Below are 17,052 nucleotides of genomic sequence, written 5' to 3'. Positions count from 1 at the left end.
CGCGCGACGCGATCCGTGCCTCCCGTCCGGACGACCGAACCGACCGCCGGACGCCCCGAAACCGCACCGTGCTCGCAAAGGAGCGAACCCGTGTCACTTCCCCCTGCCCCCGCGCTCGGGTCGACGAACGACCCCGGCCTCAAGTCCGCCATCGGCAAGGCGACGAAGCACCTCATGCCGATGCTCGTCATCCTGTACTTCGTCGCGTTCCTCGACCGCACCAACGTCGGGTTCGCCGAAGAGGCCCTGAGCGTCGACCGCGGCATCTCCGACGCGGCCTTCGCGCTCGGCGCCGGCATCTTCTTCATCGGCTACGCGATCTTCGAGATCCCGTCGAACCTGCTGCTCAAGCGCTTCGGTGCCCGGTTCTGGCTCGCTCGCATCGCGGTCACGTGGGGCATCGTCGCCGCGCTGTTCGCCTTCACGACGAACGACACGATGTTCATCGTCCTGCGCTTCGTCCTCGGTGTGACCGAGGCGGGGCTGTTCCCGGGCGTGATCATGTACCTGTCGGAGTGGTTCCCGAACAAGGTGCGCGTGCGGATGTTCGCGATCTTCTACCTGGCGCAGCCGTTCTCGCAGATGATCGGCGCCCCGTTGTCCGGCGGTCTCCTGAGCTTCGGCGACCAGGCGACCCCGTTCCACGGCTGGCAGGTCATGTTCTTCGGCGAGGGGATCCTCGCGGTGCTCGCCGGCATCGCGGCCCTGGTGTTCCTGACGAACAGTCCGCAGCAGGCGAAGTGGCTCGAACCGGGCGAGAAGAAGTCCCTCACCGCGGCGATGGCGCGCGAGGACACCGCCCGCAGCGCGGACGGCCCGACCGGCATCTGGAAGGCCATGGCGAGCGGCCGGGTCTGGTACTTCACGATCATCTACTTCTGCCTGCAGGTCGCCGTGTACGGCACGACGTTCTACCTGCCGCAGCAGGTCTCCTCGCTGCTCGGGCAGGACGTCGGGTGGCAGGTCGGCCTCGTGACCGCGATCCCGTGGCTCGTCGGACTCGTCGCCTGCTACCTGGTCGGCTCGAAGGCGGACTCCGTCGGTCGCCGTCGTCGCTGGGGCACCATGTTCTACATCACGACCGGGCTGTCGATCCTCGGGTCGGCGTGGGCCGGTGCGAACGGGCAGCCGATCCTGGGGATCGTGTTCATCACGCTGGCGGTCGCGAGCTTCCTGGCCGTCGGCCCGATCACCTGGGCGTACCCGACGGCGTTCCTCACCGGGGCAGCCGCTGCGGCGGGCATCGGCCTGATCAACTCGCTCGGCAACCTCGGCGGGTTCGTCGCCCCGATCATGCGCACGGCGATCAACGAGGTGGTGCCGACCGACAGCGGTGCGTTCGGGATCGTCTCGCTCGGGGTCCTGGCGTTCGTCGCGGCCGTGATGATCTTCTGCACGAAGTTCTTCCGGGGGTCGAAGGCGGATGATCTCCTCGACACCTCGCATGTCCGCACCACGACGTCGAAGGAGACGAACGCGTGACCAGACTGTTCAACGACCCGGCCGACTTCGCCGACGAGGCGACCGACGGTTTCGTCGCCGCGAACGAACGATGGGTGCGGAAGGTGCACGGCGGCGTCGCCCGCGCCACCACGAGCCCCGACGGCACGGTCGCCGTCGTGATCGGTGGCGGCTCGGGCCACTACCCCGCGTTCGGCGGGCTGGTCGGGCCGGGCCTGGCAGCAGGTGCCGCGATGGGCAACCTGTTCGCCAGTCCCAGCGCCCAGCAGGTCGCCGGCGTCGCGCGGGCCGCCGAGCACGGCGGTGGCGTGCTGCTGAGCTACGGCAACTACGCCGGTGACGTCCTGAACTTCGACGCCGCGGCCCGCACGCTCGAGGCCGACGGCATCCCGGTCCGGACCGTTCGCGTCACCGACGACGTGGTGAGTGCGCCCGCGGACCGCCCGCAGGAGCGGCGTGGCATCGCGGGCGACCTCTGCGTCTTCAAGGTCGCCGGCGCCGCCGCCGAGCAGGGCCGCAGCCTCGACGAGGTCACGGCCGTCGCCGAGCGCGCCAACGACCGCACGCGGTCGTTCGGCGTGGCGTTCTCCGGCTGCTCGCTGCCCGGCGCCGACGAACCCCTGTTCACGGTGCCCGAGGGACGGATGGCCATCGGCATGGGCATCCACGGCGAGCGGGGCATCGACGAGACCGACGTGCCGACGGCGTCTGAGCTGGCGTCGCTGCTGGTGACCCGACTGCTCGACGAGCTGCCGGCGAGCGTGACCCCCGACGGCGCGCGCGTCGTCCCGATCCTGAACGGGCTGGGCAGCGTCAAGTACGAGGAGCTCTTCGTCGTCTACCGCTCGGTGCAGCAGCGGCTCGCCGACGCGGGGGTCGTCATCGTCGAGCCCGAGGTCGGCGAACTCGTCACGAGCTTCGACATGGCCGGCGTCTCGCTCACCCTGTTCTGGCTCGACGACGAACTCGAGGAACTCTGGGCAGCGCCCGCCGACACCCCCGCGTACCGCAAGGGCGGCGCCGTCCCGCAGGAACGCGTCGACCCCTCCACCGTCGAAGCGGATGCCGAAGGAGTCGCCATCGGCGCTGCGAGCGACGGCTCGCGCGCGGTCGGCGAGCAGGCTGCGGCCGGCTTCGCCGCCGTCCGCGCGCTCCTCGACGAGCACGCCGACGAGCTCGGACGCATCGACGCCGTCGCGGGTGACGGCGACCACGGCATCGGCATGCAGCGCGGCGCGCACGCCGCAGACGCCGCAGCCACGGGAGCCGTAACCGCCGGCGCAGGTGTCGGTTCCGTCCTGTGGATCGCCGCAGACGCCTGGTCCGACAAGGCCGGCGGCACGTCCGGTGCGATCTGGGGAGCCGCCCTGGAGGCACTGGGTCGCGTCCTCGGGGACGACGAGCGTCCGTCGGCCGCCACGGTCCAGAGCGCGGTGCACGCCGCCACCGAGGCCGTCCTCGCGTTCGGTGCGACCGTCGGCGACAAGACCATGGTCGACGCGCTCGTGCCGTTCGACGAGGTGCTCCGCGCCCGGATCGACGCGGGAGCGTCGCTCGCGGACGCCTGGACGGACGCCGTCAGCGCCGCCCGCGAGGCCGCCGACGCCACCGCGTCGCTCGTGCCGAAGATGGGCCGCGCACGCACCCACGCCGAGCAGGCCGTCGGCACACCGGATCCCGGAGCGGTGTCGTTCGCGCTCATCGTGGAGACCCTCGCACCGTGATCACCATCGGGGTGTCGCTGAAGACGTACTTCTCGCACGCCCGGACCCTGGAGTGGGCCGCGGCCGTCGCGGAGATCGCGCGGCGGCACCCCGCGACGCGGTCGGGAGCGGCGACGCTGTTCGTGGCGCCGACGTTCCCGGCGCTCGTACCCGTGCGCGACGTGCTCTCCGGGTCGGGGGTGCTCCTCGCCGCGCAGGACCTGTCGTGGGCCGACGAAGGAGCGTTCACCGGCGAGGTCTCCGGCGCCGAACTGCGGGAGATCGGGGTCGACCTGGTCGAGATCGGGCACGCCGAACGACGCTCCCTGTTCCACGAGGACGACGCGACCGTCACGGCCAAGGTGCACGCGGCCTTCCGCAACCACCTGCGTCCGCTCCTCTGTGTCGGGGAGACGACCCGGGCCTCCCGGTTGGCGGAAGCCGTGGCGGAGGTGACCGCGCAGCTCGACCGTGGTGTCTCGACGGCCATCGCTGACGGACTGGCCGGGGCGCTGACCGTCGCCTACGAGCCGGTGTGGGCGATCGGTGCGCCCGCACCGGCGCCGGACGACCACATCGTGGCGGTGCTCGCGGGGATCGAGCAGCACCTCGCCACGCGACCCGAGCTGCGCGGGAGCACCGTGCTGTACGGGGGCAGCGCCGGGCCCGGTCTGCTCACCCGTGGGCAGGGGCGGATCGGCGGGTTGTTCCTCGGTCGGTTCGCGCACGACCCGGCTGCGGTCGAGGCGATCCTCGACGAGGTCGCAGCGGGCTAGGACCCGTCGCGGGTGCCCGCCAGCCCGTGGTCGTGCGCGTAGACCACGAGCTGCACGCGGTCCCGCAGCGAGAGCTTGCCGAGGATGCTCGAGATCTGCGTCTTCACGGTCGACTCGGTGACGTACTCCTTCGTCGCGATCTCGGCGTTCGAGAGCCCGCGCGACGCCCAGCCGAACACCACCCGCTCCCGCTCGGTCAGCGCCTGGAACTCGGACGGCTGCGGAGCCGGTGCCCTGGCGACGTCGGCCCCGAACAACTGCGCGAGGTCGTTCGGTGCGATGACGGAGCTGCCCTCGTGCACCGCCCGGACCGCGGCGAACAGGAACGTCGGCGTGGCGTCCTTGAGCAGGAAGCCGCTCGCGCCGAGCCGGATCGCGGTCGCGGCGGCGGGGTCGAGGCCGAACGTGGTGAGTACCACGACGCGGGGGAGCGGCCCCTCGACGGCACCGGAGAACAGCTGACGGACGGTCTCGACACCGTCCATGCCGGCCATCCGCATGTCGAGCAGCATCACGTCGGGCCGGAGCTCCCGGATGCGGTCGAGGGCCTCGGCGCCGTCGGAGGCCTCGCCCACCACGTGCATGTCGTCCTGGGCGTCGAGCACCACGCGCAGACCGGCGCGGAACAGCGCCTGGTCGTCGGTGAGCAGGATCCTGATCGGTTCGGTCATCGGACGGGTCCCCCTTGGACGTCGAACGGGATGCGGGCGCGTGCGGCGAACACGTCGTCCAGCGCGGCGGCGTCGAACGACCCGCCGAGTGCGGTGAGGCGGGTGTGCATGCCGTCGATCCCCCGGCCGGAGCCCCCGGTCGTGCCGTCGCCGACGACGTTCTCGACCTCGAGCACGACGTCGGCGCTCCGCCAGGTCTCACGGACCACGACGGGCAGACCCGGTGCGCCGTGCCGGAGTGCGTTGGTCAGCATCTCCTGCAGCACGCGTCGGGCCGCCGTACCGGTGTCCGGCCGGAGCGGGACCGGGACGCCACGCACCGTACGGTCGACGTCGACACCGGCCTCGCGGATGCCCTGCACGATCTCCTCGAGCGAGCCGGGGTCGGTCGTCTCCCCGGAGCCGTCGATGTGCCCGAGGACCTGCCGGACCTCGACCAGCGAGCTGCGGGCGGTGCTGGCGATGGTGGCACTGACCTCGCGGATGCGGGCCTCGTCGGCCAGGAACGGCACCGAGTCGGCCTGCGCGATGATCACCGCGAGCGAGTGGCCGACGACGTCGTGCACGTCACGGGCGATGTCCGCGCGGATGCGCTCGGACTCCGCGACGTCGATGGCGCGGGTGGCGGTGGCCTCGGCCTCGGTGGCGACGGCCTCGGCGCGCGACGCGGCAGCTTCGGCGTCGGCTCGACGGACGGATTCGCGGTCGCGCGACCGGAAGGCCCGGACGGCGACCCCGCCCGCCCACACCCCGAGGAGCGCGGCGACCGGTGCGGCCATCGCGAGGAACGCCTGGTCGCGGGGGCCGTTGAGCAGCACCAGGTACCGGAAGCCGGTGACGGCGAGGTAGAACGTCGCGCCGACACCCGCGACGAGCGCGAGCACCCCGGAGAGGATGACCTCGGTCCGGGTGCCGACCACGGCCGCGGTGCCGATGACGACGAAGATGGCGAGGTCGACGAGCGACGGGCGCTCGCCGCCGCCCACCTGGATGATCCCGAGGACGACCACCATCAGCATCGCCGCCGACGGGGAGACCCGACGCAGGGCGATCGCGCCGGCGGCGGCGAGCACCGCGAAGAAGCTCGCGTGCTCGAGCTCGACCTCGATCGGCAGCAGGAAGACCAACGCCGCCAGGACCGCCCACGCCACGTCGACGACGATCGAACGGGTGGCGAGCGGCCGGATGAACGTGCGCCGGTCCGTCACGGCTCGATCATCGCATGCCGCCCGCGCCGGGCGGCGTGCACCGACGTCACGCGCCCGGGGTCATGGCGGCGAGGGCGATGACGGTGGTGGCGACGATCGCGGCGCAGAGCAGCAGCGTGGCGATCGTGTGTTTCGTCGAGGACTCCATGTCACCAGACTCGCGGTCCGGAGTCGCCGGGGCATCGGGCGCAGGAGCGAAGCGCTTCGTCCCTGCGGGTGAAGCGAGATGCGACCACCCGGTACTCGGGGATCAGACCACGACGGAACCCCGCTGGCGGTGCGCGATCGAGACGGACTCGCCGGACACCGCGTTGAGCGGCGACGACAGGAACGCGATGAGGTCGGCGATCTGCTGCGGTGTCGAGTCGCCGGGGCCTCCGGGGCGGACCTCGGCGGACGGGGTGTCCGTCACGGTCCCGGGGTTGACGACGTTCACCGTGACCCCGGTGCCCGCCACGTCGTCGGCCAGGTTCTTCGCGATGACGCTCACCGCCGTGTTCCGGAGTGACGCCGTGATGTTGCCGGAGAAGTAGGCGTTCTGCCCGCTCACGACGACCACGCGGCCGAACCCGGCCTCGCGCTGGGCGGGGAGCACGGCGTTCGCGACGCGGAGGAACCCGAGCGCCTTGCCGTCGATCGCGTCGAGGACCTGCTCCGGGTCGGACTTCCGGGCCGGGTCGAGGGTGCTCGCGCTCGGGGCAGCGGTCACGACCAGCACGTCGATGCGCCCGTGCCGCTCGAGGACGGTGGCGATGCCCGCGTCCACGGAGTCCTGCGAGGCGGTGTCGATCGACACGCTGTCGTCGGAGTCGTCGGCGCTGCGGGACGCGACGACGACGGTCGCCCCCTCGGCCCGGAGGCGGTCGGCGACGGCGGCACCGATGTACCCCTTGCCTCCGACGACGAGTGCGACACGGTTCTTGAGTTCGAGGTCCACGCGCCCACGCTATGCCGATCACCGGGCCGAGGTCATGGGGCGCAGTGCGCGTGTTCTCGAATTCGAGACGACTCACCGCAACTGTCTCATCCTTGATACGATCGGGGGGTGCAGATCGACCAGGTCATCCCCGAACTCCGCGGCACCGCTGGCTTCGGTGCGACCCGGATCGCTGCCCGTTCCGGAGTGAGCCGGCCGACGGTCTACCGCATGCTCGGTGGCGCGTCGCCGCGGGTCGACGACCTCCGCGAGCTCGCCATCGCGGCGGGCTTCGACCTCGACGTCACCCTCTCCGTCCTCAGCGATCCCCTCGCAGCGGTGGCGGCGCGGTCACGGCTCGGCGATGACCGCCTGGCCGACTGGGCCGACCCCGCGTCCGAGTGGGTCGCACGTCTCGAGCGGTTCGTCGGGACTGCGGAGCACGCGGACGCTGCTGCCGTGATCGCGGAGGCCGGAGTTGCGGCCGGTCCGCTCAACCGGGACGGAACCGTCCTGCTCACCGCCGACGCGTGGGACATCGATCGCCTCGTGTCCGCCGGGCGTGCGTCGAACGCGCCGTGGGCGCTGTCCGGCTGGGCGGCGCTCGACGCGCTCGGCATCGGTGACGGCATGGTCGCGCCGACGATCGTCTGGACCGAGGATCCCCGCGCGTTCGCCCAGCTCCTCGGTGACACGTTCCGCCGCGGACGAGGTGAGGCCGTGGACGTCGCCGTCGTGCCCGCGCACCCGTCCGTGTTCATCGGCGCGACCGAGATCGAGGCGGTCCACCTCGTCGACCCACTCCAGGGCCTCATCGACGCCGCCGGCCTCGGGGAGTCCGCCCGGAGCGCAGTGGCGCAGTACGCGCGGGGTGGCCGGTGAGTCCGCAGCAGCCGTGGGACCTCCGCCCTGGCTCGTACGTCAAGCGGCCGGCGCGGCCGACGCCCGTCCCACCCGAGGAGCGCGCCGGATCGGTCCGGACGGCACCGGACGAGGCCCTCGCCGCGACCGGGGTGTCGTGGGACGCAGCCCGGATCGACCTCGGTCGCATCGGACGGTCGTCGTCCTCGCGTGCGCGCCACCGCTTCAGCGCCGTGCTCCCCGATCTTGTGTGGAACGCCGCAGCGCTCGAGGGGAACACCTTCACCCTGCCCGAGGTCCGGACGCTCCTGGACGGTGTCACCGTCGGCGGGCACCCCATCGAGGACGAGCGCCAGGTGTTCGCGCTCGTCGACGGCTACACGCATCTCGATGCGCTCGTCGCGTCACAGGGATTCGTGCTGTCGAAGGTCGTCTCGGACGACCTGCACGGCCGCGTCGCGGTGCACGAGGCCATCGAGTCCGGGGCCTTCCGCGGGGAGGGCGACGTCGGTGGCGGTGGAGCCGTTCGGTTGGCGTCAGGCGGCGTGGTCGACGGTGTGCCGCAGGACGAGCTCGAAGAGCGGTTCGCATCGATCTGTGCGTTCGTCGGAGCGCTGGAGGACCCCCGGGAACGTGCGCTCGCCTACTTCGCGGCGGCGACGCGCTCGCAGTTCTACTTCGACGGCAACAAGCGCACGGCTCGCCTGATGATGACGGGTCTGCTCATGTCGGAGGGGTACGACGCGGTGAGCATCCCGTTCGTGCGCCAGTTCGAGTTCAACCAGGCGTTGGACGTCCTCTTCACGCGGGACGATGCGACCCCGCTGATGGCGTTCGTCGCCGACTGCGCTGCGTCCTGAGCGAGGTCCTTCCTCACCCGAGCAGCGGCTCGAGCCGCGTCACCGCCCGGCGCAGGTGCACCAGTGCGTCCCCCGGCGACGACACCCGGGCCGCCGGCGCCGACAGGGTCAGCCCCGCCACGAGTTCTCCGCGCTCCCCGCGGACGGGCAGCGCCAGGCACCCGAACCCCGCCGTGAACGCGCCGACCTGGTGGACCGGTCCGAGGCCCCCTTCGGCGTGCAACCGCCCCATCGCACTCGACCCGGGTGTGGCCCGCAGCGCGGCTTCGTCGAGCAACGGGAAGTCCGGGTCGACGTCGATGTCGCGCACTCCGGCGGCGTCGTAGCGCGCCAGGTGCACGCCCGCCCGGACGGCGGAGCGGACGTCGGCGAGCACCGACCGCACGGCCCGGGGCAGCGGAGCGAGCGTCGGCGCGGGCGACACCCCGGCCAGGTCGGCGACCTTGTGGCCGAGGGCGAAACCGCGCAGGTCCGGCAACCGGACGAGGTACTCGTCCTCGACGAGCAGCGTGATGAGCCGGTAGGTGGTGGCCCGCGGCATCCCGAGGGCGTCCGAGATCTGCTGGGCGGTGACACCCGGTCCCGCGTGCGCGGCGGCCTCCAGCACCGCGAGGGCGTTCTGGATCGCCTTCGGCTGCCGCGCGCGGAGTCCGGGTTCGCTCACCGCACCTCCGCCTGGTGGCCGGTTCCGGCGGACGGACGGGAGGCCCCCAGCAGGTCCGCCTCGACCGGCACGTCGTACACGGCGCGGCTCCGACCCCGCCGCCAGGGTCGCCGACGCGTGGCCACCAGGAACGCGACCACCACCGCGGCGACCGTCCCGACGGCGAGGGCGACGGCCGGCCAACGGGACGACGCGGCCTCGACCCCGAGGTAGGTGAGCAGTACGGCGGTCAGCAGGACCCCGGTCGTGACGGCGACCACCGCGACCCCCGCCGTCAGCTCGCCGATGCGCCGCAGGAACACGGGGGCCGCGAAGCACGTCAGGGCGTACGCGGCGATGTACCCGAGGGCGGCGACGACGAGCTCGGCCTCCATCAGCGTCCACGTCGGGATCCCGCTCGCCAGGCCCAGGACCGGCAGCACCGTGAGCACGCCGCACGCGACCGCGCCGGCCACGAACGGGGTCCGGAAGCGCGGCGACGCCCGACCGAGCACCCGGGGCAGGACCCCCTCGCGGCCCATCGCGAACAGGACCCGCACGAGCGCCGTGGTCGAGGCGATCGCGCACGCCGCGAACGACGCCGCGATCCCGAGGTCGAGTGCCCACCCGATCCACTGCATGCCGAAGGCGTTCGCCAGCTCGTTCACGGGCGAGGCGCTCGACGCGAGGTCGGCGCCCACGGCGGCGAACCCCATCTGCTGGGCCGCAGCGCTGACCACGTAGAGGACGCCGGCGACCAGGACGGTCCACGAGATCGCTCGGGGGATCGCCTGGAACGGGCGCCGGGCCTCCACACCGAGCACCGACGCGCTCTCGAACCCGACGAACGCGGTCACGGCGAGGGCGGTGCCGACCGCGAACGATGCCGGCTGCGTCGGCCCGAGGGCGACGGCGGAGGCGTCGGCCGGGTGCAGGCGCGCGACCAGCGCGACGATCAGGACCACGATGACCGCCACCGACAGCGACTCGACGAGCAACGTCAGCCGGGTCGACAACCGGACCCCGAGCGCGATCACCGCGAAGACGGCCGCGCCCATCACCAGCACCACGACGATCGTGACCAGGGCGTCGTCGCCGGCGGCCGGCACGAAGCGGGACAGCAGGTAGTCGAGGTAGTAGCCGCTGCCGGTGAGCGAGAACATCGCGATGAAGCCGTACCCGAGCAGCAGGGCTGCGCCCGCGACGACCCCGGCGACCGGGCCGAGCCCGAGCGAGACGTAGGTGTAGAGCGACCCGGTGCCGGCGACGCGTCGGACGAACTGGTTCACCGTCCGCCCGACCAGGAACGACAGCGCCATCGCTGCCAGGAGCGACCACGTGGCCCCCTGGCCGGCGACCGTCGCGACGAGGACCGGGATCGTCGTCGCGGCGGCGGACGGTGCCACGGCCGACACCGACTGGGCGAGGACGTCGACCGGGCCGATGCTCCGCCGCGACAACCCGTCGACGGGGGAGCGCGTGCCGACGCCGGGCACCCGTGGCGGGTCGGCGATGGCTCGGTCGAGCGCGGTCATGCGGCAACCGTAGGGCTGCGCCGTTGCGCCCGTGTCTCGGTGGTGTTTCGGCCCCGTCTCACGCAAATGAGACGCCTCCGACGAGCACGTCCCATTCGGCGGCGACAGGGCTTCACGCCGGTGGAACGGCACCGCAACGGCGGCGCGGGACCGTGGTCACACCCAGCACCACCACCAGCGATCCCCACCCACCCGAACTGGAAGGCCACGATGTCCAGCATCACGAAGGACCCCGCGTCACTCGGAGCCGCACCCGCGCCGCAGCGGACCATGCGCGGCTCGCTCGGCGTCACCGCGATCGTGTTCATGGTCGTCGCGGCCGCCGCACCGCTCACCGTCGTCGGCGGCGCCGCCCCGCTCGGCATGCTGCTCGGCAACGGCGTCGGGTTCCCGTCGCTGTACGCCGCGTCGGCCGTCGTGCTGCTGCTCTTCTCGGTGGGCCTGGCGGCGATGACCCGGCACGTGCCGCGGCCCGGCGCGTTCTTCACGTTCGTCGGGCACGGGCTCGGTCGTCCGGCCGGCGCGGGAGCCGCCACGCTGGCGCTCCTGACGTACACGACCATCCAGGTCAGCGTGCACGGGTACATCGGGTACCTGCTCGGCGTCACCGTCACGGGTCTCGGCGGACCGGACATCCCCTGGTACGTCTGGTCCCTGGTCGTCGTCGCCCTGGTCGGGATGCTCGGCTACCGGCACATCGACCTGTCGAGCAAGGTGCTCGGCGTGATGCTCGTCGGCGAGGTCGGCATCGTGCTCGTCCTGGTCGCCGCGATCGTGTTCCGCGGCGGGGCCGACGGCCTGTCCCTCGCACCGTTCGAGCCGACCCAGATCATGTCCGGGTCGCCCGGCGTCGGGCTGATGTTCGCCATCGCCGCGTTCATCGGGTTCGAGGCCACCGCGATCTTCCGCGACGAGGCGAAGGACCCGGAGCGGACCATCCCCCGTGCGACGTACACGGCCGTGATCGGCATCGGTGTCTTCTACACACTCGCGTCGTGGGGTCTCGTGATGGCGTGGGGCCCGGACGGCATCCTCGCCGAGGTCGCGAAGGACCCGGGGTCGCTCATCCTCACCACCGCCGCGCAGTACATCGGCAGCGCCGGGGAAGCCGTGCTCAACGTGCTGCTGCTGACGAGCATGTTCGCCTGCGTCCTGTCGTTCCACAACGTGATCACCCGGTACCAGCACTCGATGGCGAACGCGTCGCTGCTGCCCGGCCGGCTCGGCGACGTGCACCGGAAGCACGCGTCGCCGCACACCTCGAGCCTGGTGCAGACCGTCACCGCCGCCGTGCTGATGGTGCTGTTCGCGGTGCTCGGCCTCGACCCGGTGCTGCAGGTGTTCAGCTGGTTCGCCGGCGTCGCCACCCTGGGCGTCGCGATCCTGATGGCCGCGACGAGCCTCGCCGTCATCGTGTACTTCCGCCGCAACCCCGGGGACCGGCGGGTCTGGAACACCATCGTCGCGCCCGTCCTCGGGTTCCTCGGGCTCGTCGCCGCTGCCGTCCTGATCTGGGTGAACTTCCCGACGCTCGTCGGCGACGTCGACGCCTCGGGCGCGAGCGTCTTCGGCGTCGTGAGCATCGTGCTCACCGGCCTGGTCGTGGTCGTCCCCGTCATCGGCGTGGTGCAGGCGGTGGTGCTGCGACGCCGCAGTCGGAGCCGCTACGAGCTGATGCTCGACCGTCTCGCCACCGAGAGCTGACCCGCCGGGCGCACCACGCGCCTCCCGGCCGAACCGACCTGACCCCACGCACGACGCAACGCGCAAGGAGCACCACGCACATGACGATCACCGACCCGACCACCGTGACCACCGACGCAACCACCACCGCGCACCCGCTCGGCAGCCTGACGCCCGACGAGTTCACCGCCGTCCGCGACCTCGTCACGGCGCAGCCGGACTGGACCGACACCACCCGCTTCGCCTACGTCGGCCTCGAGGAGCCGCACAAGCAGGAGGTCCTGGCGTGGCAGGCCGGCGACGGCCCCCTGCCGGACCGCACGGCGCGGGTGATGCTGCTCGACATGGCGACCGGTCGCTCCACCGACCGCGTCGTGTCGATCAGCACCGGCGCGGTGCTGCGGACCGACGTGCTGGACGGGTCCCGTGGCCAGCTGCCCGTCCTGATCGAGGAGTTCGACGCCGTCGGCGAGATCGCGAACGCGGACGAGCGCTGGGTCGCCGCCCTGGCGAAGCGCGGACTGTCCGCCGACGAGGTCAAGTGCGTGCCGCTGTCCGCCGGGTACTACGACTACCCGGAAGAGGTCGGTCGGCGCATCCTGCGCGTGCTCGCCTTCAAGCAGGACCACCCGGCCGACCACGTGTGGGCGCACCCCGTCGACGGCCTGTCGGCGTACGTCGACGCGGCGAACCGGGCCGTCACGCGGATCGTGGACGTGGCGGACATGCCCGTGCCGACCACCTCGGGGAACTTCGACGACCCGGCGATGCAGGGCGAACCGCTCGACCTCAAGCCGATCGTCATCACCCAGCCCGAGGGGCCGTCGTTCCGCGTCGACGGCGAGTTCGTCGAGTGGGCGAACTGGCGGTTCCAGGTCGGCTTCGACGCCCGCGAGGGACTCGTGCTCCGCCAGCTCTCGTGGCAGGACGGCGAGCGGCTGCGCCCGATCGTGTACCGGGCGTCGATCGACGAGATGCTCGTGCCGTACGGCGACCCGTCTCCGGTGCGGTTCTGGCAGAACTACTTCGACACCGGCGAGTACCTGTTCGGTCGGTTCGCGAACTCGCTCGAGCTCGGCTGCGACTGCGTCGGCGAGATCCAGTACTTCGACGCCGTCCTGGCCGACGAGCTCGGCAACCCGCAGACCATCCGCAACGGCATCTGCATGCACGAGGAGGACTTCGGCACGCTCTGGAAGCACGGCGACATCTACACCGGCTCGCAGGAGGTCCGTCGGTCCCGCCGCCTGGTGATCTCGTTCTTCACCACCGTCGGCAACTACGACTACGGCTTCTACTGGTACCTCTACCTGGACGGCACGATCGAGTGCGAGGCGAAGCTCACCGGCGTGCTCTTCACCAGCTCGTACCCGGGGCGCTCGGAGTCCGGCGACGACTACCCCTACGCCTCCGAGGTCGCCCCCGGCCTCGGTGCCCCGTACCACCAGCACCTGTTCTCGGCGCGACTCGACATGATGGTCGACGGGCTGTCGAACGCCGTGGACGAGGTCGACGCCGTGCGGGTGCCGGTCGGACCGGGCAACGAGCACGGCAACGCGTTCACGAAGTCGGTGACCCGGATCGCGTCGGAGTCGTCGTCGGGTCGTCTCGCCGACGCGTCCAAGGCGCGCACGTGGTTCGTCTCGAACACCGAGGAGCGCAACCACCTCGACCGCCCCACCGGCTACGTGCTGTACCCGCAGGACGCCCCGGTGCTGCTCGCCGACGACTCGTCCTCCGTCGCCGCCCGTGCCGAGTTCGCCCGCAAGCACCTGTACGTCACGCAGTACGACCCGGCGGAGCGCTTCGCCGCCGGCGACTTCGTGCACCAGAACCCCGGCGGCGACGGGGTAGCCCGGTACGTCGAGGGGGACCGACCGCTCGACGGCGAGGACATCGTGCTCTGGCACACCTTCGGCCCGACGCACTTCCCGCGGCCCGAGGACTGGCCCGTCATGCCGGTCGACTACGCCAAGTTCACGCTCAAGCCGTACGGGTTCTTCCCGCGGAACCCGGCGCTGAACGTGCCGGCGGCCATCGGGGCGTCCGCCGGGTCGCACTGCTCGCACCACGTCTCCGGCGCCGTCGGGGCCGCACACGACGCAGCCGAGCACCAGCACGACCACGGGCACGGACACTGACGTGACCGACCTGCTCGGGCTCGCCGCGATCGTGCCGGCGTCCGCCGGGGCCTGCTGCACGGTCGGGGCGTGGCGCCCCGGCCGTGCGGTCGACGTGGTGGCGGCAGTGGTGATGGTGGCCGCGATGGTGGACGGGGCCTTCGGTCCGCGCGTGCTGCCCGGGGTGCTCTGGTTCGTGGTGCTCGCGCTGCTGGCCGTCGTGGTCGCCGCGGTGCACCGGGTGCAGAGTGCGTCCGGTGCGTCCGGTGCGTCCGGTGCGTCCGGTGCGTCCGGTGCGTCCGGTGCGTCCGGTTCGGACGGGAGGCCCGGGTCGGCTCCGTCGGTCCGGGTCGCGTCGGCGCACGGTCGGTTCGGGCGACTGCACGCGGCGCTCGGTCTGCTGGTGATGGGCGCGCTGGGCGTCGGCATGGCGCACGACCCCGGCATGACCGGCATGGCGAGTGTCGGCATGCACGGACACGGCGGTGCGGTCGCGGTCACGTGGCAGGTCGTCCTCGGCGGCCTGACCACCGGCTACCTGCTGCTCACCGCCCACATGGTGCGGGACGGCATCCGGCGTCGGACCCGCGCGCTCCCCGTCGTCGAGACGCTCGCCATGGGGATCGCGGTGGCGGTGATGGCCGCAGCGATGGTCTGACGGCTCCGGAAGGCATCCCGCGACGATGGAACCGCCGCGGGATGCCTCGAGCACCTAGCCCTTCCGCCCCAGGTCGTACAAGAACCGCGCCACGGTCACGAGCAAGCTCGCGATCCCCAACCACGGAACCTGACGCCTGCGGTCGGACTCGTTGTCCTTCGACATCGAGTCCTCCTCTCGGTGTCAGCCGGCCGACACGAAAGAGCGGAGAGCCAGGGATGCGTACGCGAGCGTGCCCGCGTACACTTGCTCCCGAGCGCTCAGCTCGGGAAGACTTGTTTCCCTGGCTTTCCACTCGGAGAGCTGATCGAAGCCCACCACCGTTGCTGCGGTGGTGGGCTTCAACTTTGCCCGGATGCACTCCCCGGCGAAAGTGGCATCTGATGTGCAGCGTATCGGAGGGTCTTCGACCGCAGGCCCCCGCCGCGCGCTGATGTGCGAAGCGAACGGTTCGGCGCGCGAAACGTACAGTCTGCGAATCGTTCGTTGCGGAAAACGTTCACGTCGTGAAAGAGTTCGAGCGTCCGCAGGGGACGAACGGCCGCAGAAGGGCGGGATCAGACATGCACAGCACGTACTCCGGGATGCCTCGGGCGGCACGGATCGGCGGCAGCCACACCCGCATCGGTCTGACCGACCCGGCCGTCATCGATGCCTACGTCGAGCGCCGCATCGAGGACCCGTCGCTCCTCGCCGGTCGCGCCGAGCCGGCGTACGCCGACTTCTTCACCGTCCCCGCCGCGTAGCAAGGAGCGCATGATCACATGCCGTTGACCGTCGTCCGTCGAGAGCACGTCCACCTCTACGCCCACGAGCCCCGATCCGAGGCAGCGAAGACCGCCGTCGACGCCCTGCTGCGCCTCCAGCACGCCGAAGAGCAGCAGATCGAGTCCGCACGCATCGAGAGCGGGCTGAGCAAGAACGAGTCCCTGGCGATCCGGTACATGCTCCAGGCCCACCGCGACGGCCGCACCATGGGCCCCAAGGACCTCGCCGTCATGCTCACCGTGTCGAACGCCTCGGTCACGAAGCTCGTGGACGCGCTCGTCGACAAGGAACTCCTCGTCCGCACCGCGCACCCCACCGACCGTCGTGCGCAGGTCCTCGAACCCACCGACCTCGCCGCCGAGAAGATCGATGCCTCGTACGCCCGCTTCCACGAGGCCGTGGTCGGGGTCCTCGACCACCTGTCCGACGCCGACAACGCCGTCCTCGCGGAGTCGCTGACCAGGATCGTCGACGCGCTCGCCGACGGTGAGCCGGCACCGGTCGACGAGTACACCGTCGACGACCAGGACTGACGAGCCCGGGGCTGAAGCGAACCGGGCCGACGCGACGCGACCGAGGCGGGCGACGCGAGCACCCGTCGACGGGAGGCGCGGTACCGGATCTGAACTGGTCCCGGTTTGTTGGACCGTGAAGTCAGATTAGGCCGCGAGGGCGTGAGCTCGGTATTGAACCGGGCTCATGCCCTCGAGTCGTGCTTGGGAGCGGTCGGTGTTCCACCAGGTGATGTAGTCGTGGATCGCGGTGTCGAGCGTGGTGATGCTGTCGAAATGGGTTGGGTGGAACATCTCGGCTTTCAGATGGCCGAAGAAGTTCTCGATGATCGCGTTGTCGTGGCAGTTGCCCTTTCGTGACATCGACTGGGACGCGCCGGCAGCTGCCAGCAGTGACCGCCAGGACCGGTGCTGGTAGTGGATGCCCTGGTCCGAGTGCACCAGCGGTGCCGCCCCGAGTGCGGTGTGGAGTGCGTCGCGGAGCGAGCCGTGGGTGAGTTCCAGGGTCGGGGACGTTCCGGTTCGATAGGCGATGATCTGCCGGTCGAAGAGGTCCATCACTGGTGACAGGTAGAGCTTGTGCTCACCGACCCGGAACTCCGTCACGTCCGTGACCCATTTCTGGTTCGGCGCTGTCGAGGTGAAGTCCCGGTTCAGCAGGTTCGCTGCAACCTTGC

Annotated in this window: 16 protein-coding genes; 10 read left to right on the top strand and 6 right to left on the bottom strand. The window is 71.5% G+C overall.

What is annotated here, in order from left to right:
- Nucleotides 1-90: 90 nt before the first annotated feature.
- From EDF53_RS06910 to EDF53_RS06900, 3 genes are read left to right on the top strand one after another with little or no spacing between them, the layout of a single operon-like run.
- Nucleotides 91-1,482 carry an MFS transporter gene (locus EDF53_RS06910; protein WP_123292890.1) on the top strand — a complete coding sequence of 464 codons (1,392 nt, stop codon included), beginning with the start codon at nucleotides 91-93 and terminating at the stop codon, nucleotides 1,480-1,482.
- On the top strand, nucleotides 1,479-3,185 hold the full coding sequence (locus EDF53_RS06905; RefSeq protein WP_123292889.1) for a dihydroxyacetone kinase family protein: 1,707 nt from the start codon (nucleotides 1,479-1,481) through the stop codon (nucleotides 3,183-3,185). The genes EDF53_RS06910 and EDF53_RS06905 overlap by 4 nt, the downstream gene beginning before the upstream one ends.
- A complete protein-coding gene (locus tag EDF53_RS06900) occupies nucleotides 3,182-3,940 on the top strand; it encodes a triose-phosphate isomerase family protein (RefSeq protein WP_123292888.1) in 759 nt (252 codons plus the stop codon). The genes EDF53_RS06905 and EDF53_RS06900 overlap by 4 nt, the downstream gene beginning before the upstream one ends.
- On the opposite strand, the gene EDF53_RS06895 is transcribed toward EDF53_RS06900, so the two are convergent.
- The 3 genes from EDF53_RS06895 to EDF53_RS06885 all read right to left on the bottom strand — a co-directional run bounded on the left by EDF53_RS06895 (nucleotide 3,937) and on the right by EDF53_RS06885 (nucleotide 6,756).
- Nucleotides 3,937-4,611: a response regulator transcription factor gene (locus tag EDF53_RS06895; protein WP_123292887.1), complete on the bottom strand. Its 675-nt coding sequence runs from the start codon at nucleotides 4,609-4,611 to the stop codon at nucleotides 3,937-3,939. The two genes, EDF53_RS06900 and EDF53_RS06895, sit on opposite strands and share 4 nt — an antisense overlap.
- Nucleotides 4,608-5,819: a sensor histidine kinase gene (locus EDF53_RS06890; protein ID WP_123292886.1), complete on the bottom strand. Its 1,212-nt coding sequence runs from the start codon at nucleotides 5,817-5,819 to the stop codon at nucleotides 4,608-4,610. Before EDF53_RS06890 ends, EDF53_RS06895 begins: the two co-directional genes overlap by 4 nt.
- Before the next feature lie 250 nt (nucleotides 5,820-6,069).
- Nucleotides 6,070-6,756, bottom strand: coding sequence for an SDR family NAD(P)-dependent oxidoreductase (locus tag EDF53_RS06885; RefSeq protein ID WP_123292885.1), 687 nt, complete (start codon nucleotides 6,754-6,756; stop codon nucleotides 6,070-6,072).
- Nucleotides 6,757-6,864: 108 nt separating this feature from the next.
- Here EDF53_RS06885 and EDF53_RS06880 point away from each other — a divergent pair, with 108 nt between their 5' ends.
- Complete coding sequence (locus EDF53_RS06880) at nucleotides 6,865-7,617, top strand: helix-turn-helix transcriptional regulator (protein WP_123292884.1); 753 nt, start codon at nucleotides 6,865-6,867, stop codon at nucleotides 7,615-7,617.
- Nucleotides 7,614-8,456, top strand: a complete 843-nt coding sequence (locus EDF53_RS06875) for a hypothetical protein (RefSeq protein ID WP_221181199.1) — start codon at nucleotides 7,614-7,616, stop codon at nucleotides 8,454-8,456. Before EDF53_RS06880 ends, EDF53_RS06875 begins: the two co-directional genes overlap by 4 nt.
- Before the next feature lie 13 nt (nucleotides 8,457-8,469).
- Here EDF53_RS06875 and EDF53_RS06870 read toward each other — a convergent pair whose 3' ends face one another.
- Complete coding sequence (locus EDF53_RS06870) at nucleotides 8,470-9,120, bottom strand: helix-turn-helix domain-containing protein (RefSeq protein WP_260215234.1); 651 nt, start codon at nucleotides 9,118-9,120, stop codon at nucleotides 8,470-8,472.
- Nucleotides 9,117-10,634, bottom strand: coding sequence for an APC family permease (locus EDF53_RS06865; RefSeq protein ID WP_123292883.1), 1,518 nt, complete (start codon nucleotides 10,632-10,634; stop codon nucleotides 9,117-9,119). The genes EDF53_RS06870 and EDF53_RS06865 overlap by 4 nt, the downstream gene beginning before the upstream one ends.
- A gap of 210 nt (nucleotides 10,635-10,844) precedes the next feature.
- On the opposite strand from EDF53_RS06865, the gene EDF53_RS06860 reads away from it, so the two are divergent.
- From EDF53_RS06860 to EDF53_RS06840, 5 genes are all read left to right on the top strand, one after another.
- The gene (locus EDF53_RS06860) at nucleotides 10,845-12,338 is read left to right on the top strand and encodes an APC family permease (RefSeq protein ID WP_123292882.1); all 1,494 of its coding nucleotides are present in this window, start codon (nucleotides 10,845-10,847) and stop codon (nucleotides 12,336-12,338) included.
- Nucleotides 12,339-12,418: 80 nt separating this feature from the next.
- Complete coding sequence (locus tag EDF53_RS06855; RefSeq protein ID WP_123292881.1) at nucleotides 12,419-14,458, top strand: primary-amine oxidase; 2,040 nt, start codon at nucleotides 12,419-12,421, stop codon at nucleotides 14,456-14,458.
- 1 nt (nucleotide 14,459) lies between these two features.
- Nucleotides 14,460-15,095: a hypothetical protein gene (locus EDF53_RS18950; RefSeq protein WP_148058297.1), complete on the top strand. Its 636-nt coding sequence runs from the start codon at nucleotides 14,460-14,462 to the stop codon at nucleotides 15,093-15,095.
- Between the two features lie 563 nt (nucleotides 15,096-15,658).
- Nucleotides 15,659-15,841, top strand: coding sequence for a hypothetical protein (locus EDF53_RS06845; RefSeq protein WP_123292879.1), 183 nt, complete (start codon nucleotides 15,659-15,661; stop codon nucleotides 15,839-15,841).
- 18 nt (nucleotides 15,842-15,859) lie between these two features.
- Nucleotides 15,860-16,396 carry a MarR family winged helix-turn-helix transcriptional regulator gene (locus EDF53_RS06840; protein WP_123292878.1) on the top strand — a complete coding sequence of 179 codons (537 nt, stop codon included), beginning with the start codon at nucleotides 15,860-15,862 and terminating at the stop codon, nucleotides 16,394-16,396.
- A gap of 126 nt (nucleotides 16,397-16,522) precedes the next feature.
- Here the strand turns inward: EDF53_RS06840 and EDF53_RS06835 are convergent.
- The coding region (locus EDF53_RS06835) for an IS3 family transposase (protein ID WP_123292877.1) at nucleotides 16,523-17,052 on the bottom strand (530 nt) is incomplete at its 5' end.

It is taken from the genome of Curtobacterium sp. PhB78 (genome assembly GCF_003751685.1).
Classification (GTDB): domain Bacteria; phylum Actinomycetota; class Actinomycetes; order Actinomycetales; family Microbacteriaceae; genus Curtobacterium.
Note: the sequence above shows the minus strand (reverse complement) of the source record. Positions and strands in the feature narration are given on the sequence as shown.

Bases quoted from the DNA above. Each gene is read 5' to 3' on its own strand.
- EDF53_RS06865 (WP_123292883.1), bottom strand. From the start codon at position 10,634: ATGACCGCGCTCGACCGAGCCATCGCCGACCCGCCACGGGTGCCCGGC.
- EDF53_RS06895 (WP_123292887.1), bottom strand. From the start codon at position 4,611: ATGACCGAACCGATCAGGATCCTGCTCACCGACGACCAGGCGCTGTTC.
- EDF53_RS06855 (WP_123292881.1), top strand. From the start codon at position 12,419: ATGACGATCACCGACCCGACCACCGTGACCACCGACGCAACCACCACC.
- EDF53_RS06845 (WP_123292879.1), top strand. From the start codon at position 15,659: ATGCACAGCACGTACTCCGGGATGCCTCGGGCGGCACGGATCGGCGGC.
- EDF53_RS06860 (WP_123292882.1), top strand. From the start codon at position 10,845: ATGTCCAGCATCACGAAGGACCCCGCGTCACTCGGAGCCGCACCCGCG.
- EDF53_RS06840 (WP_123292878.1), top strand. From the start codon at position 15,860: ATGCCGTTGACCGTCGTCCGTCGAGAGCACGTCCACCTCTACGCCCAC.